The organism is Henriciella barbarensis, assembly GCF_003576345.1.
Lineage (GTDB): Bacteria > Pseudomonadota > Alphaproteobacteria > Caulobacterales > Hyphomonadaceae > Henriciella > Henriciella barbarensis.
Genome location: NZ_QWGB01000003.1, coordinates 159,500 through 179,388 on the forward strand (window position 1 = coordinate 159,500; position 19,889 = coordinate 179,388).

Sequence of the window (19,889 nt, forward strand, 5' to 3'; positions counted from 1 at the left end):
CGGTGTGAGCCCCAATGTTGCCAGCGGTCAGACCGCTGCAGGAAAGTGAAGGCGCCCCGCCCTAGCGGTAAGGCGCGTCGAGTTCAAGATTGCGTGCGATGAGTCGCTCCCAGCGGTCGCCATTCGCAAGCAGGCGGTCCTTGTCATAATACAGCTCTTCGCGGGTTTCGGTCGCGAATTCAAAGTTGGGGCCCTCGACAATGGCATCCACTGGGCAGGCTTCCTGACAGAAGCCGCAATAGATGCACTTCACCATGTCAATGTCATAGCGTGTCGTGCGGCGCGAGCCATCCTCGCGTGGTTCTGCTTCAATCGTGATTGCCTGCGCTGGGCAGACCGCCTCGCAAAGCTTGCATGCGATGCAACGCTCTTCGCCATTCGGGTAACGGCGCAGCGCATGCTCGCCGCGGAAACGCGGGCTGAGCGGGTTTTTCTCGAATGGATAGTTCACGGTCGCCTTGCGCTTGAACATTTCCTGGATGCCAATTTTGAAGGCATGCAGAAAGTCCGTCATCATGGCGCCGCGGAGGGACTGAACGATGTTCATGCCTGGACTCCTGCGTAAACGACATAGCCTGCAACAAGGAAAACGGCAGCAAGCGAGGTCGGAAGGAAGATCTTCCACCCAAGGCGCATCAGCTGGTCATAGCGATAGCGCGGCACGACAGCCTTCACGAGTGCAAAAAGGAAGAAGAAGAATACGGTTTTCGCCATGAACCAGGCGAGGTGACCAAGATTGACCATCCAGACCGGGAAGTTCGAGACGAACTCTTCACCAAACGGGATCGGACCGTGCCAGCCGCCGAGGAAAAGCAGCGTCATCATCGAGCACATGAGCACGATATTGAGATACTCACCGATCATGAAGAGCAGGTATGGCGTGGAAGAATACTCGACCTGGTAGCCAGCCACGAGTTCCGACTCGGCCTCTGGCAGGTCGAATGGTGGACGGTTCGTTTCTGCCAGTGCGGAGATGAAGAACATCACGAAGACAACCACCATCACCGGGAACAGAAGTATGTTGTTGAAGCTGAACAGATGCCAGGTCCAGAAACCACCAGACTGGTTATTCGCAATCTCGCTGAGGTTCATCGACCCCACCAGCAGGATCACTGTGATGATGATCAGGCCGATCGACACTTCGTAGGAAACCATCTGCGCCGCGGACCGTAGCGAACCGAGGAACGGATATTTCGAGTTCGATGCCCAACCGCCCATTATGATGCCGTAGACACCAAGTGACGAGACAGCGAACAGGTAGAGAATCCCAACGTTCAGGTCAGCAACGACCCAGCCCGGCGCAACCGGAATTACCGCCCATGCGGCAAATGCCAGGGTGAGCGACAGGATCGGTGCCAACAGGAAGACCGTCTTGTTGGCGCCCGCTGGAATAATGATCTCTTTCAGGAGGAATTTGCCGAAATCGGCAAAGCTCTGCAGCAGACCGAAAGGACCGACAACGTTCGGCCCCTTGCGCATCATCACAGCTGCCCAGACCTTCCGGTCCATAAGCAGGAGGAAGGCCAGCGAAAGCAGCAGGACGACCGTAAACAGCAGGATCTGACCGATGACGGTCAGCCAGCCAAAAAGCAGTCCATGTTCCTGGATGAATGCACTCATGGCGCTCGCCTACTCCGCTGCTACCGGCGTTTCAAGGCCACGCTTCATGAGCGAGCATTCCGCCATCGTCTTTGACGCCCGTGCAATCGGGTTGGTCAGATAGAAATCTTCAAAGGGCGCTTCAAAAGGACGCGCTCCGGCGAGGTTTTTGGCCTTTTCGGGCGCTTTGGACAACGCCTCATGGCCGCCAGCACCCGGCGCAAAACCGAGGCCGGCAAATATCGGATTATGCTCACGAATCTGTTCGCGAAGCTGGTCGGCCGAATCATAGGACAGCGCCTTGCCGGTCAGCTCTGACAGCGCGCGGAAGATCGCCCAGGCCTCACGGGCCTCACCCTTCGGCTGGACGGCCTTGCGGGTCATCTGCACGCGGCCTTCAGTGTTCACATAGGTCGCTTCCATTTCGGTATAGGCCGCAGATGGAAGGATGATGTCAGCGCGGGACGCGCCGCGGTCACCATGCGAGCCGACATAGATCACGGTCGTATCGCCAAGCTTGCTGAGATCAACTTCATCGGCGCCAAGCAGGACCAACGTATCGACGCCGCCTTCGAGCATTGCCTTCGTGTCGAGACCGTTCTCATCCGGCACGAAACCGGTATCCAGCGCGCCAACCCGGCCCGCCGCGTTGTGTAGCACGCCGAAGCCGCTCCACTCTCCGGTGATCGCGCCCGCATCCAGTGCGATCTGGTGCGCAGCATTCAGCACATCGAGGCCGTGCTCTCCAACCAGCGCATGTTCGCCAACCACAACCATCGGGCGTTTGGCATTCTTGAAGGCCGTCACAAATGCGCCGTCACCTTCCAGCAGGCCATCGAGGTCTGCCGGGCCAGTGCCGAGGTGTTCATAGTCATAGGTCAGGTCTACGCCTTCGCCGATCAGACCCACCTGAAGGTCATTCCAGAGCCAGGCCTTGCGGATGCGAGCATTCCAGACAGATGCCTCCACGCGCGGATTGGTGCCGATCAGCAGCAGCACGTCAGCTTCCTCGACACCCATGAGCGTCGGGTTGAAAATGTATTTCTCGCGAACGCCGTCAGCGCCATAAGCTGCGCCAGCCGGACGGCAGTCGGTCGACGCGATGTCGAGGCTGCGGGCTAAATCAAGCGCTGCGCGGGCTTGTTCGACCTCAACGAGATCGCCGGCAATGAATCCCGTCTTTTCCTTAGACGACTTCAGCGCCTCTGCAGTTTTCTGAAGCGCTTCGCCCCAGCTTGCCGGGCGCAGCTTGCCATTCTCGCGTACATAAGGCCGGTCGAGGCGCTGGCGGGCCAGGCCGTCCCAGACAAAGCGCGACTTGTCCGACAGCCACTCCTCATTCACCTCTTCATTCAGGACAGGCATGATACGCATCACGCCAGCACCCTTTGCGTCCACACGGATCGCCGCGCCCATCGCATCCATGATGTCGATCGATTCCGACTTCCGGAGTTCCCACGGCCGCGCATTGTACGCGTATGGCTTCGACGTCAGCGCGCCGACCGGGCAGAGATCGATGACATTGCCGGAGAGCTCCGACGACAACGATTCTTCAAGATAGGTCGTGATCTCCGCATCTTCGCCGCGTGAGATCATGCCTAGCTCTTCGACGCCGGCAACCTCAGCCGCAAACCGCACACAGCGCGTACACTGGATGCAGCGGGTCATGTGCGTCTTGACCAGCGGCCCCATATACTTGTCTTCCACAGCCCGCTTGTTCAGCGCATAGCGCGAGCCGGACCGGCCATAGGCCATCGCCTGGTCCTGCAGGTCACACTCACCACCCTGGTCGCAGATCGGGCAATCCAGCGGGTGGTTGATGAGCAGGAATTCCATGACGCCATTGCGGGCCTTCTCGACATAATCGCCAGAGGTCAGGATGTTCGGCGCCGTGCCATCGGGGTTCAATCGCATATCGCCGACGGTCTGGGCGCAGCTCGCAATCGGTTTGGGCGCGCCCTTCCACTGAACCAGGCACATACGGCAATTGCCGGCGACCGACAGGCGCTCATGATAGCAGAAGCGCGGGATTTCGGCGCCAGCTTCCTCACACGCCTGCATCAGCGTGTAGTGCTTGGGGACCTCAATGTCCTTGCCATCGATGTTCAGTTTGAAAAGGTCGTCAGCCATCGCTTTAGAACTCTTGTACGGGATTGAATTTCGTCTCGCGCGACAGCGAATTCCAGCGCGCAAGGAGATAGGTCGGGACGATCACGAGCAGGCTGCCCAGCATCGTGGAGGGACGCCAGACCCGCACCACAAGCAGGTCATGCGCTAGCGTCAGTAGAAGCGACAGCACAGCCACCGCCAGGATCGCCCAGAGATACTTGGTCGACACCAGTGACAGGATGCCGAGCGCAATCATCGCGCTCATCTGCACCACTGGCAGCAGGACAGTATTCAGCGCCAGAACATCCACGCCAAAATGCTGCGCGGTAACGATCAGGGCGAACGTATTCGTCCCGATGATCACAGCGCACCAGGTGATGGTGAGAATGTTGCGGAGCGTGCTCATCAGTCGTGTCTGCCCTACTCCGCTGCCACGGTTGCACCCTGCACCATGGTGCGCGGCGCCCGGTATTCTGAAATGCGGTCTTCGATCTCATGGCGGAAGTGGCGAATGAGGCCTTGCACCGGCCACGCAGCGGCGTCGCCCAGCGCGCAGATCGTGTGGCCTTCGACCTGACCTGCGACGTCGAGCAGCATATCGATATCCGACATCTCTGCCTGACCCTTCGCCATCCGCTCCAGCACGCGCCACATCCAGCCCGTACCTTCACGGCACGGCGTACACTGGCCGCAACTCTCATGCTTGTAGAAGTAGGAAATCCGCGCAATCGCCTGGATAAGGTCGGTGGACTTGTCCATCACGATGACGGCCGCCGTGCCGAGACCTGAGCGCAGGTCTCGCAGCGTATCGAAGTCCATATAGGCGTCCATGATCTGTTCGGCCGGCACCATCGGCACCGATGACCCACCCGGGATCACGGCCTTCAGATTGTCCCAGCCGCCGCGGATGCCGCCGCAATGGGTCTCGATAAGATCACGGAAGGTGATCGACATCTCTTCTTCGACATTACACGGCTTGTTCACATGCCCGGAGACGCAGAACAGTTTTGTGCCGGTATTGTTCGGACGGCCAAAGCCGGCAAACCATTCTGCGCCGCGGCGCAGAATGGTCGGCGCGACAGCAATCGATTCGACATTGTTCACCGTCGTCGGGCAGCCATAAAGACCGGCATTGGCCGGGAATGGCGGCTTCAGGCGCGGCTGGCCTTTCTTGCCCTCAAGGCTTTCGAGCAGCGCGGTTTCCTCGCCGCAGATATAGGCACCTGCGCCGTGATGGACATAGAGATCGAAATCCCAGCCATTCTTGTTGTTCTTGCCGATCAGGCCCGCCTCGTAGGCTTCCTTCACCGCTTTCTCGAGCGCCTCACGCTCAGCGATATACTCGCCGCGCAGATAGACGTAGCAGGCATGCGCGCGCATTGCGTAAGATGCAATCATGCAGCCTTCGATGAGAAGGTGCGGATCATGGCGCATGATCTCGCGGTCCTTGCACGTACCCGGCTCGGACTCGTCGGCGTTCACGACCAGATAGTGCGGCCGGTCACGGACCTCTTTCGGCATGAAGGTCCACTTCAGGCCCGTCGGGAAGCCAGCGCCGCCGCGGCCACGAAGGCCGGACGCCTTGATCTGGTCGCAGATCCATTCCGGCGTTTGTTGCAGCATCTCACGCGTGAGATGCCACGCACCGCGCTTCTTGGCCGCTTCCAGGCCTGGCGAGTGCGCGCCGTAAAGATTGGTGAATATGCGATCCTTGTCCTGCAGCATTAGCTTTTGTCCTCAGATGCGAATGTCTTGGCCTGCTCGATCCAGGATTCCCGCTCGATCCGGCCCCGGAAAGACAGATACCCGTCGACCCACTTCACATTATCGCCGCTCCAGGCCGCGATCTGTGCAAATGTGTTCACGCCAAGCTCATTGAGCTGCCTCTCAATCTTTGGCCCTATGCCCTTGATTTTCTTCAGATCGTCGCCGCCTTCGGTCGCAGCATCCGACGTGTCCGGGCGCTCACCGTCGAGCTCCATCTCTTCGTCAGCCGCCTCGACAGCTGCCTTGGAGGATTCTTCGCGATCGGTATTGGTTGGCTTCGAACGAGCTGGCTCACCCTTGGCTTCCGGCTCTGGCTTGTCGCCATTGGTCGCTTCGGGCAGATTCGGAAGCCCGCCAGCGCCGTTGCGCGAGCCATCGAAAAGCCCCGCCTCTTTCAACGTGGTCGCGCCGCCAATCGGCGCACTGTTCAGACGGTCAACGAAAGTTCCCGGAGGCACATCGACACCGCCAGCCAGGCGCGACAGGATCTCGTCAAGAGATTCCGGCGTCAGGTCTTCATAGTAATAGTCGTTGATCTGGACCATCGGCGCGTTCACGCAGGCGCCAAGACACTCGACTTCTTCCCATGACAGACGGCCATCATCGGTCACGCCCATCTTCTTGCCGATACGCTTCTCGCAAACCTTCTTCAGGTCATTGGCGCCGCGCAGCATGCAAGGCGTCGTGCCGCAGAGCTGGACGTGATTCTTTCCGACCGGCTGGAGGCGGAACATCGTGTAGAAGGTCGCGACTTCATAGACGCGGATATAGGGCATCTCGAGCCGGTCAGCGACCGTCCGCATGGCCGGCTCAGACAGCCAGCCGCCATTATCCTTCTGCGCCAGCCAGAGCAGCGGAATCACAGCGGACCGCTTCTTGTCCTCTGGATACTTGCCCATCCAGAACGCAATCGTCGGCTCTGTTTCGGCTTTGAAAGCGAAGGTTTCGCCCCCTGCCTCAAGATCAAAACGGCGAAGTGCCATTAGCGGTCGATCTCCCCAAACACGATATCAAGCGAACCCAGTATGGCAGAGACGTCTGCCAGCATATGCCCCTTGCACAGGTGATCCATGGCCGCGAGGTGCGGATAGCCCGGCGCGCGGATCTTGGCCCTGTAAGGACGGTTCGTTCCATCAGATACGAGATACACACCGAACTCGCCCTTCGGTGCCTCGACGCAGGCATAGACCTCGCCTTCGGGCACGTGGAAGCCTTCGGTGTAGAGCTTGAAGTGGTGAATGAGGGCCTCCATTGAGCGCTTCATGTCACCGCGGCGTGGTGGGGACACCTTCGAACCAGCCAGCAGGACTTCGCCTTCCGGCATGTTCTCGATGCACCACTTCATGATATCGCAGGAGATCAGCATCTCCTCCATGCGGCAGACATAGCGATCATAATTGTCGCCATTGTTGCCGACGACGACCTTGAAGACGTCACCCGGGATCTCGTCATAAATCTCGTAAGGCTGCGAGCGGCGAAGGTCCCAGGCGAGGCCGGAGCCGCGCACCATGACGCCCGAAAAGCCCCATTCCATGATCATCTTCTCATCGACAACGCCGATATCGACATTGCGCTGTTTGAAGATGCGGTTTTCCGTGATCAGCCCTTCAATGTGCGCAATCGCATCCGGGAAGCGGCTGCAGAAGTGCATGATATCGTCGAGCAGGTCTGGCGGCAGGTCCTGATGGACACCGCCCGGACGGAAATAGGCTGAGTGCATGCGCGAGCCGGACGCGCGCTCATAGAAACCGATCAGCACTTCGCGCTCTTCGAAGCCCCACGTAATCGGGGCCAGCGCGCCGCAGTCCATGGCCTGCGTCGTGATGTTGAGCATGTGCGACAGGATGCGGCCGATTTCGGAATAAAGCACGCGGATAAAGCTGGCGCGGCGCGGCACTTCGAGACCAAGCATACGCTCGATCGCGAGACACCAGGCATGCTCCTGGTTCATCGGCGCCACGTAATCGAGACGGTCGAAGTAAGGCAGGCCTTGCAGGTAGGTCTTGTATTCGAGCAGCTTTTCAGTCCCGCGGTGAAGCAGGCCGACATGGCTGTCGATCCGTTCGACGACTTCGCCGTCGAGATCCATGATCATGCGGAGCACGCCATGCGCAGCCGGGTGCTGCGGGCCGAAGTTGAGCGTAAATTTGCGGTCGTCGTCGGAGGACGAGATGTAAGCGCTATCAGCCATTGTCAGCCTCCTTCTCCGCTTTTTCATCGCCCGGGAGTTCTTTGGTCATGCCTTCCCATGGCGATAGGAAATCAAAATTGCGGTACTCCTGAACCAGGCTCACTGGCTCATAGACGACGCGCTTTTCAAGGTCGTCATAGCGCACCTCGGTATAGCCCGTCAGCGGGAAGTCCTTGCGCAGCGGATAGCCCTCAAAACCGTAGTCGGTCAGGAGGCGGCGCATGTCCGGGTGGCCGGCAAAGCGGATGCCATACATGTCGAACGCTTCGCGCTCGAACCAGTCGGCGCTCGGGTGAAGCCCGGTAAGGCTCGGCACAGCCGCGCCTTCATTAGTCGAGATCTTGATACGAATACGCTGGTTCAGACGCATCGACAGGAAGTGATAAACGACCTCGAAGCGCTGGCTGCGTTCCGGATAGTCGACACCGCATATGTCGATCAGCGTTTCGAAGACGCACTGATTGTCGTCTTTCAGAAATTTCGACAGGCGCAGAATCGAATCGCGTTCGGCTAGCAGGGTCAGCTCACCATGACGCACATGGAAACTCTTCACCATATCAGCGCATGACTCGCTGATATGCTCGCCAAGCTCTTTCAGGGCTTCACTCATGATCAGTAAATCCTTTCCGCCTAGCGCTCGATCGAGCCTTCGCGGCGGATCTTCTTCTGAAGTTGCAGCATACCATAGACGAGCGCCTCTGCGGTCGGCGGGCAGCCTGGCACATAGATGTCGACAGGCACGATACGGTCACAGCCGCGAACGACTGAATATGAATAGTGATAATAGCCGCCGCCATTGGCACACGACCCCATGGAAACGACGTAACGCGGTTCCGGCATCTGGTCGTAGACCTTGCGAAGCGCTGGCGCCATCTTGTTGGTGAGCGTCCCGGCGACGATCATCACGTCGGACTGACGCGGAGAACCACGCGGCGCCATGCCGAAGCGCTCAAGGTCATAGCGCGGATTGCCTGCCTGCATCATTTCGACAGCGCAACATGCCAGACCGAACGTCATCCACATGAGCGAACCGGTCCGCGCCCAGGCGATCAGGTCGTCTGCACGCGCGGTGAAATAGCCCTTGTCGGCAAGGTGATCGGACAGACCGGCGAAGAACGGGTCGTCAGCGCGCACATCATGCCCGCCTTCGACACCGGCGCGGCCGGCCCCAAGTGCATATGGCTTATAATCGTCGGCCATTTATTCCCACTCCAGCGCACCGCGGCGCCATTCGTATATGAAACCTACCGTCAGCACGCCAAGGAACACGACCATCGACCAGAAGCCGAACACACCGATGGTACCGAGGCTGACAGCCCACGGGAAGAGGAAAGCCACTTCCAGGTCGAAGATGATGAAGAGGATGGCCACCAGATAGAAGCGGACATCGAATTTCATGCGCGCATCGTCGAAGGCGTTGAAGCCGCACTCATAGGCCGAATTCTTTTCAGGATCCGGGTTGGACGGGGCCAGAATGGCAGCACCAATAATGAAGAGCAGCGACAGGATCACACCAAGTCCCAGAAACAGGATCACTGGCAGATAGTCGAGGGCAAAGCGTTCAATCTCGGTCATATGAGGTGAGCTCCTCGAAGGACGGGCGTCGAAAGCGTCGGGTTAGGACGCTTTCAGCGCGATGGCAACATGCCATCCCCATCGAAACTAACGCAGTCTGCGGAAATTTCTGCCCCCTCCTCTGCGGCGAGGCGACGCGCTGGCTGCATTCGATTGCCACCTGAAAATGCGAGGGATTTGCAGATATCGAACGGGCGTTGTTTAAACGTCCGCAACACGAACGTTACTCGAGTCTATTTTCACGATAACGCTCTGGGGCACAATTGCCTGGCGCCAGGATTACACCCCCTTCGGTGAAAAGCGACAATCGCCCACGGCGCTCGACGACCAGCCCGGTTTCACAGGGCACCTTACAGACACCAAGTCCGGTCTTACCTACATTCAAGCGCGCCATTACGATCCGGTGATCGGCCGATTTCTGTCAATGGACCCGGTGACGTTTGCCGAAGGCGGTACGGGGTATTTCAACCGCTATGCGTATGTGATGAACGACCCCATGAGTAATATCGACCCAACCGGCATGATGTGTACTGGTAGCAGGCTGGAAAACGACGATCGAACCTGTGCGAGTACCGACGACTGGAACACTGCAAGCAGCGGACTACTACAAGGCTCCGTCAGACAGCGACCGCCATTGAGAACTATACAACCGCGCAAAACGTTTATCACGGACGGTCGCTTGGGTACGAAGAGCACTCGAAACCTAGATATGGACGCGGAACTTAGATCCATCACTATCGAGGCGCGATCATCATATCTTGCCATACAGCCTAAGTGGGGTGCTATTTTGTATTGGCTGCGCGGCAGACGTGCCAAAGGTTCAGCCGCGCGAATTTCTGGCTCTCTATTGAGGGCCGTGGTACTTTCTCGCCATCTGTATAGCATGCGCGGCGAAGTGCTCGACAGCCACTCCTTCCGTTCCCAAGACATTTGGGCTGCCTCGGTATCGGTGCGGGGCATTTCAAGTCGTGCGGTTACAATCGGAAATCGAGGGAATTATGGGTTGATTTTTTTGCAGTTGAACGCGTTTGGATTGATTTACTATAACGTATACGGACACAATATAATTGCACCAGGTGTGTAAGAATGAGGCTCGCTCTAGTTCCAATTTTCTTCGTTTCATTGTGTACGTCCTGCAGCGCGGAGACCGCTATTGACGAGTCGTGTTATTTTATTCTGAGCTCAGACGTTGATGAGTTGCGTCAGTCTGGGTTGGGTCTTGGTCCAATAGCGGAAGTCGCTCGTGATTTGACTGACCAGTATTTCGCCGACGATCGGTCAGTGCCGCCGTTAGCGCGGAGCGGCATTCTTCTTTTTGCAGAGCGTTGCGATTTAATTGAAACTAAAAACTTCGTTGAAGAAGCATTCGAGGGATCTGTTTTCCGCTATAGATTGAGAAGAATAACTCAGTCCGAGTATATCCATACTGCCGACTAATTGGGGCTCCTAGGCTGATATTCTAGACGCTTAATGACCAATGAGGATGGTATTATCAGGTGAAGTGACCGACTCAGCCGTTCCGCAACACCGACAGCTACGCTTGCTTAGATTACCCTGGTGAATGGTGAAGGTGACTGCCAGAATGAGAGTTCTTTTCTTCAAGTTTTTGTTGTTATTGAATTTATCAGGCTGCTTGTCGTCGGACGGGGGGAGTCAAAGCGGTACGCCTAGAGTATTGCTTGCCGAGGATGTAAACGCGTTTCGTGTTGAGGGCGACCTAGGGATCTGGTTTTCAATATCAACCCACATAGAGAAGAGTGTTTGTTTCAATATATCTGAATTAAATTTTGGCGGGCCTTATCCATTATTCCTTTCAGCATCCGTGACCGATGCGGAGTGGAGAGACGGGCCGGTTATATTGGGATCTTACTTGGTGATATCGGGCGCTGGGCGTTACTATGTGGACGTGAATGACGTTGCAGAACTACCTGAGTACAGATTTGAGCTTTTAGGCTTTGAGTGCGCCTTGTATGCGACGTCAAACGAACCTGGACTGTCAATTATCGAGCAGGGGCCACAGGAAGAATCTATTAGGCTACAACTCAACGTCACGCATGGTGATCTGCACGAAAACTCGGATGTCTTGAGTTCATTTGAATAAGGCAAGATAGAGCGAACTTCGCACTTCGCGCCTCGCGCGACTCGCAGCTAGCGCCCTGTAAACGCGATATTTTTGTTGGCACCATCTGGACGACTTGGCGGTAGTTGTCTTACAGACATCAAGTCCGGCTTTGGCTCCGGTTTGCGCATCTCGCCACGGCGGCTCCAATCTTCTCTCGGACTGCCTCGAACTCTTGTGCTTTCTCATCGATGCGCTCCTGGCGCAGCGAGACCCTCCGGCGCTGTCCCAGATGTCGGACGATGAGGATGTCACGCTTTGCATGGTTGAACGTGCGCGTGTCCGAGGCGACCAGATTGCACCCTCCTTGCACCATCTCTGCACCGTTTCTGCACCATAGTTTCCGCCCCCTGCGGACCCGGTCTAGTCTTGGGGCATGATCAAGAGAGACTGGATCCTTGATGTTTTGGCAGAGCTGGAGCTCTGGTACTGGCCTGTCTTCCTCTGGGAACTCTACTGGCTGGACCGCTATCTCTCGGATCGCCGCGCAGAGCATCGCTCTGGCCTGATTGGCTACTCGGTCTGCAAGAAGGGCCGCATCTATATCACGCTGCAGGCCTTTGGGGACAAACCAGACCCGAATGACTGGACCAAGTTCGCGCCGCGCGCACCGTGGAAGCGACTGTCGCTGGATATCTCTGACCCGTGGCCGGGCCTCGATGGTGCTGAATCTCAGACGCCCGGCCAACAGTTAGCGCGTCGGATATCCGAAACGTTGAGGGTCACCGCCCCCGCACAGCTGATCCTCATCCCACCCTAATCACAACACCCAACTCCTACGCCGCATGGTGAGCGAAGCCGATCCACGCGGCCACCACCCACTTCCTTAAACCCGACCACCTACCTCCCGAAGATACCTGCCTGCGCAGGTGTCTGCGGATGCAAGTACCGCAAGCCCCAATGGGACTGTGGCCGCACGCGCTGCCTCATCCTGAGCCTGTCGAACGATGAAGCAGGAAATCGCTGAAAGAAGACCCAAAGCCTCCAGAGACCCCGGCCTGCGCCAGGGTGAGCGGAATGAGTGAAACGCAGCCCTGAGCCCGATTCATCGCGAATCGGGGATCAAAACCGAAAACCACGCCTGATGTGAGGCGCGAAGCGACGATACGGAAGCGCAGCCTTGAGCCCCACTCATGTGACGAGCGAAGCGAGGACACGGAGTGAAAGGCACAAAGCCCCTGCCGGGGCATTCACTTCCTATTTTCGATCCACTGGATCGAAAATTCCGCTGCGCAAATCGGAAAGCAGCCCTGAGCACACTTCATGTGAGGCGCGCAGCGACAATACGGAAGCCAGGAAAAAATGGTGCCCGGGGGCGGATTTGAACCACCGACACGCGGATTTTCAATCCGCTGCTCTACCCCTGAGCTACCCGGGCGGGTCAATGGGGAAACGGCGTCATAACGCCGGGACTCGCCATTGTCCAATCCCCTGTTTGATCTTTTTGCAGCAAGCTGCATCTGACCTCAATTATAGCGCGGCTGAACCGTCTCCGCGGGCATCGATTCACCTGCCCGGACAGTCTCACATGCCGCGTCGAGATCGCGCAGATAGTCATCGATCATATCGGCATGTTTTGGCGACAGCATCAGATGGAGACTGCGCGGCTCCTTGGTGACCGAGGTGAACCAACCACGCTTGTACAGCTCACCATAGAGCGCAAAGGAATGAAGGTCCGGATGGCGAAACGCGATGAGGCCCAGCAGCGGGTTGCCCAGGATTTCAAAGCCCCGGCCCCGAAGCCCCTGCTCTACTTGTTCCCGCGCCGCGCAGACTTTGCCCTGAAGGCGGCGATATCCCTCAACGCCCAGATGGTTCATCACCGCCCACGCGGCCGAAATCGCGCCGCCCGGCCGTGTTCCCGCAAGAGTTGGCGTGGTCATCGGCGCGCCGGACCAGCCAGCAAAATCAAACGGCATATGCTTGTAAAGGTCGGCAGAGCGGAACAGCACCGTCGATGCGCCTTTGGCAGCGTATCCGTATTTATGAAGGTCAGCGCTCATCGACTGGACGCCTTCCAGTTCAAAATCGAAAGCTGGGACGGGAACACCATTCATTCGCGCAAAGGGCGCCAGAAAACCGCCCACGCAAGCATCAACGTGAAGCCAGACGCCATTGGCAACCGCTACATCCGACAGAGCCTCAATCGGATCTATAACACCGTGTGGAAAATTGGGAGCTGAGCCGACCATCATGATCGTATTCTCATCCAGCGCGGCCGCCATGGCGGTTGGATCAGCCTCGAAGCTGCCATCGGTCTTCAATGGTACGCGCCGGACTACCAAATCCATGAGGTGCGCGGCCTTGTCGAAGGCCAGATGCGCTGACTGGGGTAGGACGATATTGGCGGGCCCCGCCTGCCCTTTCGAGCGCGCGAAGTCCCGCGCCGTCTTCATCGCCATGGTAATCGAATCGGTGCCGCCAGACGTCATGGCACCGGTCGAACCTTCCGGCCCATGCAGAAGATCAAGCGCCATGGAGATTACGTCCTTCTCCATCTGCGCCAATGAGGGAAAGGCGAGCGGCCCGAGACCGTTTTCGGACATGAAAGCAGCATAGGCTTCCTTCTGGACCTGCTCGACCTCGGGGCCCGCATTGAAGACATAGACAGCTGTCTTGCCATCACGCCACTTGGCGTCATCCGCGCCGCGCGCAGTCATTTCAGACTTGAGCTCGGTCGAGCCTGTTCCTGTGTTCGGTAATTTCATTGATGCCTCCCTATCGGGCAGCATAATAGTTCCGCCAGCAATGGCGACCCCTACAGGACTTGAACCTGTAACCGTCGGATTAGAAGACGACCAAAGCACCACTTTCGCGCAATTCACGGCACATCACACAAAGACCATACGGCTTTGTATTAATACAATTTGTTTGACGTTTTTAGCCGCGGCATGAACTGTCAGCAACACCGTAATTCACGGTCGATTGCTACCGTTGTGCTACCGAGGAGCTAGAGATGCCGAACGCCAAACATAAAGTGAGGTTGACCAAGTCATATCTTGAGAATGTTCGCAGCGCCGAACACGAATTTACGATCTGGGATGAGGCGGTCGACGGCCTTCATGTTCGCATCTACCCGAGCCAGAAAAAGACGTTCAACGTATTTTATCGGTCTGCTCGTCGGGTGTCGCGTCGTCGTGCAATTGGAACTTTCCCGTCTCTCACCGTAGAGGCAGCTCGTAAAAAGGCGCGCACTATTCTGTATGAAGCATCAATGGGCGCCGACCCGTTTGCAGATGCCGACGTGTCTCGCGCAATTCCCAAACTCAGTGAGTGGTGGGAGATATTTTGGAGTACACACATAACGGCGAAGAAGGCCAAATCGACACAGCGCTCTGATAAGGCAATGTGGAGAAAGCACCTAGCGCCAACCTTCGGTCGCTGTTTCGTGGACGAGATCGATACGTTGCTCGTTCAAAGTTGGCACGCGAAGTTGGCACACACTCCGGGAGCTGCAAACCGCGCACTGTCACTGCTCTCAACAATGATGACCGCAGCAATGCGAGCAGGCTATCGCGCCACTAATCCTTGCACATTGGTGCAGAAGTACCCCGAGCGTCGGAAACAGCGGTTGCTATCTAATGATGAATTCCGGCGACTATTTCGGGAGCTCGAATTTGAGGCCGAGCAATACGACGTTGGAACAGCCACCATCATCAAATTGCTAGCGCTCACAGGCGCGCGAAGAGGCGAGGCACTAAATGCACGATGGAGTGAGTTTGATCTGAACTCTGATGCACCAGTTTGGAGAGTGCCCACCGAGCACATAAAAGCTGGCAATCGCTATGGCACCGAAATCGAACGTTTTCTGAGTGTGCCGGTCTGCCAAATGCTTAAAGACTGGAAGACCATCGCGCCAAAAGGCGAACTCGTATTTCCGAGTCCAAAGGATCCAAAACGCACACGTTACGATTTGTGGGTAGCATGGCGGAGAATTCGAGAGAGAGCCAATCTGCCGACGCTACGCTTGCACGACTTGAGGCACAATTTCGCTACCCATGCTCTTAAGCAGGGTTTTAGTCTTTACGATATCGGCGAAGCGCTGGGTCATAGGAGTCCGATGACAACGCAACGGTATGCCACTGTTTTAACAGAGCAAAAGCGGAAGATCATGGCTCAGGTGGGAGAACATTTAAGCATGAATTTGTAGATTCGTTACCGTAGGCTTGCCCATTTCAACCGGCGCCCGCAAACCTGCGGGGATGACTCATGGTCAGAAATTAAGGCAAAACAAACAGAAAGAGAAAAGAGCATTGAGCACTTTTATTCTTCGAAGGTATCGATAGGCGCGAATTATCGGCGAAGCAGAGTTGCAAGTGTCCGGTCGTCGCGAATTGAGTCACCTTTTGAAAGGACTAGTCTAGGCCGATGAGCAACGAGAACCACAACGCAATTTGGGTTAATGATCTCGATGGATACGTATATATCGATTCATCTGACTATGAGCGGGAAGCCGAAGTAGAGGCTCGACACGCCGCTTTACGCGACATCGGCGAGATATCGTTGTGTAACGGCAAGGCTATTTCATCCGAGCTGCTTGATGAGCGCGGCATAGAGCCCCACGAATGGAAGTGGGCCTTTCATGAGGCAGAACGTACTCTTGGACGATCAAGCTCCGATAAAGAGCTGGAAAAAGCACTGGTCCAGGCGCTCATATCGCTAGGACGCCGATATGCCGTTCGACGGTACGCGAAATGGGAGAAAATTCCGGTATCTTCAGCGCAAACGGCGACGCTTCCAATGGGATTAGTAGCTTTGCTTCATCAGTTCCTAAGCGGACAAGGCTTCAAAAATTCCGAGCAGTTCAACCCATCCATACGACAGTCTCTGCTTGAGGCAGCGGCCTTGGAGGACGTAACGGCTTATCACCGCACGAGTATCGTTCAGAACCTTATTCACGAAATTGCGGGGAAATCTGGCGTCAGCCAGCCAAGAGAATGCCTCGATCGCGAAGCAACGCGTACCATGCTTTCATTGGCCCGATTACACTTCTCTGTTCTTGAACTGAAAGTAGATTCATTCGCACATTTGTCGAAACTCTTCACTGCTTATCGAAAAGCAAGGCATTCTGAAGGTTTTAGGCAATTCGATGATTCAAAAATAACTGGCAAACCAATTCGAAATTGGCGCCTGCGCCATCTCCGCCCGCTGTCAGCCTTTATGCCGTTCTCGATTCGATATGGAATTGAGCGCGGCATCAAACACATTGAAGCAGACCTAAAACTCACCCGGGATATCGCTACGAACGAGTTGGCACTCGCTCAAGCCGGTATCCTGCTTATGCGAAAGACTGTTTATTGGTACGCCGGTGAGCGGATGCGGAATAAGGCGCGATGAGTCGAGTATTTCGATATCATCAGCCTGCAGCGGATAGTGACCATCATCAACCTATCTTGTTTCGTAAGCGAAGGCGCCGCAACTCGTCGCTGCCGTGTCTCATAGCAGCGGACGAAGCCACGATTACTGATGGGGACGGCACACGTTCCATTGAGAGTTTCCGGAGAATGCCGCGTCGGAAGTACGTAACACTGACACGACGCGAAGCTGATAACATCGCTCTCTCCAACTCAGGAATTCAACCGCCAACGGCGCTAGAGGATGAGTATCCCTGGCTGCCGCCACGGTCATACGTTCCAAACTCTGCAATCGGGTACAAGGCTCTGATTGACGTGTATCGCCGGTACGGCTCACGACTTACTCCGGCAGCCGCGTACTGCGATGAGAAGTGGAATACGATATGCAATGCTCTTCGAAGAAAGAGCGCCCTGGATGCCCGCTTCTACTTTGCGTGGCATGTGCCGATTCAAGATGTGTTCGTTCTGGAAGAACGTCGAGCAGATCGACGTGTAATCGCTCTAGATATAAATGCGATGTATTCGTCTTGTATGCAGAAGGATATACCAAAGCCGTCTGCGCTTGAGCGTATAGCACTCAACCGGCGCTATGAGCCCGGAGAGAGCCTACCTGCAGGCCTGTATCGCTGTCGCTTAGGCAAACCGACATCTAGCTTCATCCGTGAGTTCAATCCGTTCCGAACATTTTTTAGTGGGACTAGACTCAGAGCCTCGCTTGACGAACCAACTGAAGTCGACCTCAACGAGTTTGAGGTTGGCTTTTACGCACGACACTTCGATTGTGTTTATCTTGATGATGCTGTCATTTCTAAAGAGGTTGTACCACACCCAATTGCAAGAGAAGCGCAGCGGGCATTCGCACGCCGGTTGTCATATCGGATGAGCGGCAACAAGCCGCTCGCTGACCGAGAGAAGTTTCTCGCAACATTGTTGGCTTCAACCTCGAGCAGACCCAACAAACAGCGGCGAATTTTTACAAACAGATCGGAGCTAATGTCATATCTTCAGGAGCATTTCGGCGTTTTATCCGCCAATGATGAACCTGAGGCTGCAAGTTTCCGATGGATGGGACGGACAAAGCGCTTAATGCTATCTGTTTCGCCCGAACAGTCGATGATCAACACAACTGACATCAACGACCCATATTCATGCTTCATGCTCAACCAACGCATTGTAGCGCTTGGCAGAATTAAATTGCTGGAACTTATAGAGCGTGTTCAAGCGTTAGGGCCGGAAATCCAGATTTGTTATGCTAACATTGACTCCGTTCATTTTTCTCTGCCGCAGAACCAAACCGATGTTGTTCTAGAGCAACTGTCTTCATTATCGTCCGATGATATGGGGTCATTTAAAATCGAAGCTGTTTCTCGCCACGGACTTTGGCTGGAACCGGGGCGTTATTGGCTTTACTCCGACAAAGTCGAGAAATTTAGGAACCGCAGCATAGGAAACGGCGCTGATCCCTTCAAAGAAAAATCAGTGCACGTGGCTAGCAGGCGTTTGGGCGACCTTCATGTACCAATTATCGTGTCTCAACAACTGGATCAGTCGATGTCAAACTTACGTTCGCTCCAAGTCTCCCAGGAGAGTAGTGAAAGTTCAGTCCAACAGCACCTTGTTGAGCAGTCCAGAAGCGATACGTATGCGAGTATTTTGGAGCAGCTTGAAACCAATCGGCGTGTTTCTACTCCCCAACGACTACAAGCCTTTAGAAGCCTGAAGAAGAGGATTGGTTAGCGTTGCCTAGCTGCCTCGAGACAACGCTAAGTTCAGCCGTTTTGTAAGGGGCCTTTGGCCCCCCCGATAGGGGCGTGTTCAGAAGAACACTGGCATCAGGAACAGACAAGCTGGGCAGATCCTGAACGCTCTTTCTATTGAAAGCAACTTCGGCGAGCAACTCAATATTGACCCAGCCCCGTAATTTCCGGCCATGAATTTGCAGAGTCCTCGACACGAAGAGGATGACAGATGCGCAAATCACGATTTTCCGAAGAACAGATCATTGGGATGATCCGGGAGCACGAAGCTGGTGTGAAGACGGCCGATATCTGCCGCAAGTACGGCATCTCGGATGCGACCTTCTACAAGTACAAGGCGAAGTTCGGCGGCATGACGGTGTCGGACGCCCGGCGGTTGAAGACGCTGGAGGAGGAGAACTCGAAGCTGAAGCGCCTCCTGGCCGATGCCATGCTGGACAATGCCGCCCTGAAGGACCTGGCGACAAAAAACTTCTGACGCCCGATGCGAAGCGGAAGGCCGTGCACCACGTGATGGAAACGCATGGCCTGTCGGAGCGTCGGGCCTGCCTGCTGGCCGATCTCGATCGGTCCACCTTCCAGTATGAGAAACGCGATGGCGGTGACGAGAAGCTGCGCCAGAGGCTACGGGAGCTGGCTGGTGAACGCCGCCGGTTCGGCTATCGCAGGCTCGGCATCCTGCTGGACCGCGAGGGCCTCAGTGCCAATCACAAGAAGATCTACCGCATCTATGCCGAGGAGGGGTTGGCCGTGAAACGACGACGCGGGCGAAAGCGGGCGACAGGCACGCGTTCGCCCATGCTCCTGCCGGAACAGGCGAATGAGCGATGGAGCCTGGACTTCGTGTCGGATGCCCTCAGCGATGGCCGCCGGTTCCGCACGCTCTGTGTTGTCGACGACTTCTCCCGGGAAGCCCTGGCTGTGGTCGTCGATGTCTCCTTGTCCGGCGTGCGGGTCGCGAGGGAGCTGTCCCGCCTCATCGCCCAGCGGGGCGCTCCGAAGATGATCGTCTCCGACAATGGCACTGAGCTCACCAGTCATGCGATCCTGAAATGGGTCCGCGAGGTCGGCATCGAGTGGCATTACATCGCGCCGGGAAAGCCGACACAGAATGCCTTCGTCGAAAGCTTCAACGGCCGGCTGCGCGACGAGTGCCTGAACGAGCATCTCTTCGACAGTCTCGGTGACGCCCGGCGCATCATCGAAGCCTGGCGGATCGATTACAACACGACACGGCCGCACACCGCACTCGGCGGACTTGCTCCGTTGACCTATGCCGCTCAGCACCGCAGACACCGGCCCGGCTCGCTTGAGCGTCGCGGTGGCTCCGCTCGCCGGGCCTTGACCTCAAACCAACCAACAGAAAGAAAGGCGAACAGACTCTCCGAATGAACGGCCCGGATCACGGGGCTGGGTCA

General features: G+C 56.4%; 18 protein-coding genes and 1 tRNA gene. 7 read left to right on the forward strand and 12 right to left on the reverse strand.

The window, feature by feature from the left end; genetic code table 11:
• Positions 1-61: 61 nt before the first annotated feature.
• The 10 genes from nuoI to D1224_RS01200 are packed head-to-tail and all read right to left on the reverse strand — an operon-like array spanning position 62 to position 9,241.
• Complete coding sequence (gene nuoI / locus D1224_RS01155) at positions 62-547, reverse strand: NADH-quinone oxidoreductase subunit NuoI (RefSeq protein WP_119378109.1); 486 nt, start codon at positions 545-547, stop codon at positions 62-64.
• On the reverse strand, positions 544-1,620 hold the full coding sequence (gene nuoH, locus D1224_RS01160; protein ID WP_119378110.1) for an NADH-quinone oxidoreductase subunit NuoH: 1,077 nt from the start codon (positions 1,618-1,620) through the stop codon (positions 544-546). Before nuoH ends, nuoI begins: the two co-directional genes overlap by 4 nt.
• A gap of 9 nt (positions 1,621-1,629) precedes the next feature.
• The gene (nuoG, locus tag D1224_RS01165) at positions 1,630-3,729 is read right to left on the reverse strand and encodes an NADH-quinone oxidoreductase subunit NuoG (RefSeq protein ID WP_119378111.1); all 2,100 of its coding nucleotides are present in this window, start codon (positions 3,727-3,729) and stop codon (positions 1,630-1,632) included.
• A gap of 4 nt (positions 3,730-3,733) precedes the next feature.
• Entirely contained in the window at positions 3,734-4,114 is a 381-nt protein-coding gene (locus tag D1224_RS01170) for a hypothetical protein (protein ID WP_119378112.1), read from the reverse strand.
• A 14-nt stretch (positions 4,115-4,128) separates the two neighbouring features.
• Positions 4,129-5,433, reverse strand: a complete 1,305-nt coding sequence (gene nuoF / locus D1224_RS01175) for an NADH-quinone oxidoreductase subunit NuoF (RefSeq protein ID WP_119378113.1) — start codon at positions 5,431-5,433, stop codon at positions 4,129-4,131.
• A complete protein-coding gene (gene nuoE / locus D1224_RS01180) occupies positions 5,433-6,458 on the reverse strand; it encodes an NADH-quinone oxidoreductase subunit NuoE (RefSeq protein ID WP_119378114.1) in 1,026 nt (341 codons plus the stop codon). The genes nuoF and nuoE overlap by 1 nt, the downstream gene beginning before the upstream one ends.
• A complete protein-coding gene (locus tag D1224_RS01185; RefSeq protein WP_119378115.1) occupies positions 6,458-7,666 on the reverse strand; it encodes an NADH-quinone oxidoreductase subunit D in 1,209 nt (402 codons plus the stop codon). Before D1224_RS01185 ends, nuoE begins: the two co-directional genes overlap by 1 nt.
• On the reverse strand, positions 7,659-8,276 hold the full coding sequence (locus D1224_RS01190) for an NADH-quinone oxidoreductase subunit C (RefSeq protein WP_119378116.1): 618 nt from the start codon (positions 8,274-8,276) through the stop codon (positions 7,659-7,661). The genes D1224_RS01185 and D1224_RS01190 overlap by 8 nt, the downstream gene beginning before the upstream one ends.
• 20 nt (positions 8,277-8,296) lie before the next feature.
• Positions 8,297-8,866, reverse strand: coding sequence for a NuoB/complex I 20 kDa subunit family protein (locus D1224_RS01195; RefSeq protein WP_119378117.1), 570 nt, complete (start codon positions 8,864-8,866; stop codon positions 8,297-8,299).
• The gene (locus tag D1224_RS01200; protein WP_119378118.1) at positions 8,867-9,241 is read right to left on the reverse strand and encodes an NADH-quinone oxidoreductase subunit A; all 375 of its coding nucleotides are present in this window, start codon (positions 9,239-9,241) and stop codon (positions 8,867-8,869) included.
• A gap of 262 nt (positions 9,242-9,503) precedes the next feature.
• Here D1224_RS01200 and D1224_RS16815 point away from each other — a divergent pair, with 262 nt between their 5' ends.
• The 3 genes from D1224_RS16815 (at position 9,504) to D1224_RS01225 (ending at position 12,120) form a co-directional block, all read left to right on the forward strand.
• Entirely contained in the window at positions 9,504-10,325 is an 822-nt protein-coding gene (locus tag D1224_RS16815; RefSeq protein WP_407647425.1) for an RHS repeat-associated core domain-containing protein, read from the forward strand.
• Between the two features lie 498 nt (positions 10,326-10,823).
• The gene (locus D1224_RS01215; RefSeq protein ID WP_119378121.1) at positions 10,824-11,342 is read left to right on the forward strand and encodes a hypothetical protein; all 519 of its coding nucleotides are present in this window, start codon (positions 10,824-10,826) and stop codon (positions 11,340-11,342) included.
• Positions 11,343-11,736: 394 nt separating this feature from the next.
• Complete coding sequence (locus D1224_RS01225; RefSeq protein WP_182482118.1) at positions 11,737-12,120, forward strand: hypothetical protein; 384 nt, start codon at positions 11,737-11,739, stop codon at positions 12,118-12,120.
• 543 nt (positions 12,121-12,663) lie between these two features.
• Here D1224_RS01225 and D1224_RS01230 read toward each other — a convergent pair.
• Positions 12,664-12,738: transfer RNA gene (locus D1224_RS01230), tRNA-Phe, on the reverse strand.
• Positions 12,739-12,826: 88 nt separating this feature from the next.
• On the reverse strand, positions 12,827-14,068 hold the full coding sequence (locus tag D1224_RS01235) for a pyridoxal phosphate-dependent decarboxylase family protein (protein WP_119378123.1): 1,242 nt from the start codon (positions 14,066-14,068) through the stop codon (positions 12,827-12,829).
• A gap of 248 nt (positions 14,069-14,316) precedes the next feature.
• Between D1224_RS01235 and D1224_RS01240 the strand changes: the two genes are divergently transcribed.
• From D1224_RS01240 to D1224_RS01255, 4 genes are all read left to right on the forward strand, one after another.
• Positions 14,317-15,510, forward strand: a complete 1,194-nt coding sequence (locus tag D1224_RS01240) for a tyrosine-type recombinase/integrase (RefSeq protein WP_119378124.1) — start codon at positions 14,317-14,319, stop codon at positions 15,508-15,510.
• Positions 15,511-15,728: 218 nt separating this feature from the next.
• Positions 15,729-16,697 carry a hypothetical protein gene (locus tag D1224_RS01245; protein WP_119378125.1) on the forward strand — a complete coding sequence of 323 codons (969 nt, stop codon included), beginning with the start codon at positions 15,729-15,731 and terminating at the stop codon, positions 16,695-16,697.
• 548 nt (positions 16,698-17,245) lie between these two features.
• Positions 17,246-18,451: a hypothetical protein gene (locus D1224_RS01250; RefSeq protein ID WP_119378126.1), complete on the forward strand. Its 1,206-nt coding sequence runs from the start codon at positions 17,246-17,248 to the stop codon at positions 18,449-18,451.
• A gap of 231 nt (positions 18,452-18,682) precedes the next feature.
• Positions 18,683-19,863, forward strand: a protein-coding gene (locus D1224_RS01255) for an IS3 family transposase (RefSeq protein WP_119377970.1) whose coding sequence is annotated in 2 segments (ribosomal slippage) — positions 18,683-18,932 and positions 18,932-19,863 — 1,182 coding nt in all. Because the reading frame shifts where the segments join, the coding sequence is not laid out codon by codon here.
• Positions 19,864-19,889: the final 26 nt, after the last annotated feature.

Excerpts from the sequence above, each read along its gene's own strand:
- nuoI (WP_119378109.1), bottom strand. The coding sequence starts at position 547 with ATGAACATCGTTCAGTCCCTCCGCGGCGCCATGATGACGGACTTTCTG.
- nuoH (WP_119378110.1), bottom strand. The coding sequence starts at position 1,620 with ATGAGTGCATTCATCCAGGAACATGGACTGCTTTTTGGCTGGCTGACC.
- nuoG (WP_119378111.1), bottom strand. The coding sequence starts at position 3,729 with ATGGCTGACGACCTTTTCAAACTGAACATCGATGGCAAGGACATTGAG.
- D1224_RS01170 (WP_119378112.1), bottom strand. The coding sequence starts at position 4,114 with ATGAGCACGCTCCGCAACATTCTCACCATCACCTGGTGCGCTGTGATC.
- nuoF (WP_119378113.1), bottom strand. The coding sequence starts at position 5,433 with ATGCTGCAGGACAAGGATCGCATATTCACCAATCTTTACGGCGCGCAC.
- nuoE (WP_119378114.1), bottom strand. The coding sequence starts at position 6,458 with ATGGCACTTCGCCGTTTTGATCTTGAGGCAGGGGGCGAAACCTTCGCT.
- D1224_RS01185 (WP_119378115.1), bottom strand. The coding sequence starts at position 7,666 with ATGGCTGATAGCGCTTACATCTCGTCCTCCGACGACGACCGCAAATTT.
- D1224_RS01190 (WP_119378116.1), bottom strand. The coding sequence starts at position 8,276 with ATGAGTGAAGCCCTGAAAGAGCTTGGCGAGCATATCAGCGAGTCATGC.
- D1224_RS01195 (WP_119378117.1), bottom strand. The coding sequence starts at position 8,866 with ATGGCCGACGATTATAAGCCATATGCACTTGGGGCCGGCCGCGCCGGT.
- D1224_RS01200 (WP_119378118.1), bottom strand. The coding sequence starts at position 9,241 with ATGACCGAGATTGAACGCTTTGCCCTCGACTATCTGCCAGTGATCCTG.
- D1224_RS01215 (WP_119378121.1), top strand. The coding sequence starts at position 10,824 with ATGAGAGTTCTTTTCTTCAAGTTTTTGTTGTTATTGAATTTATCAGGC.
- D1224_RS01225 (WP_182482118.1), top strand. The coding sequence starts at position 11,737 with ATGATCAAGAGAGACTGGATCCTTGATGTTTTGGCAGAGCTGGAGCTC.
- D1224_RS01235 (WP_119378123.1), bottom strand. The coding sequence starts at position 14,068 with ATGAAATTACCGAACACAGGAACAGGCTCGACCGAGCTCAAGTCTGAA.
- D1224_RS01240 (WP_119378124.1), top strand. The coding sequence starts at position 14,317 with ATGCCGAACGCCAAACATAAAGTGAGGTTGACCAAGTCATATCTTGAG.
- D1224_RS01245 (WP_119378125.1), top strand. The coding sequence starts at position 15,729 with ATGAGCAACGAGAACCACAACGCAATTTGGGTTAATGATCTCGATGGA.
- D1224_RS01250 (WP_119378126.1), top strand. The coding sequence starts at position 17,246 with ATGCAGAAGGATATACCAAAGCCGTCTGCGCTTGAGCGTATAGCACTC.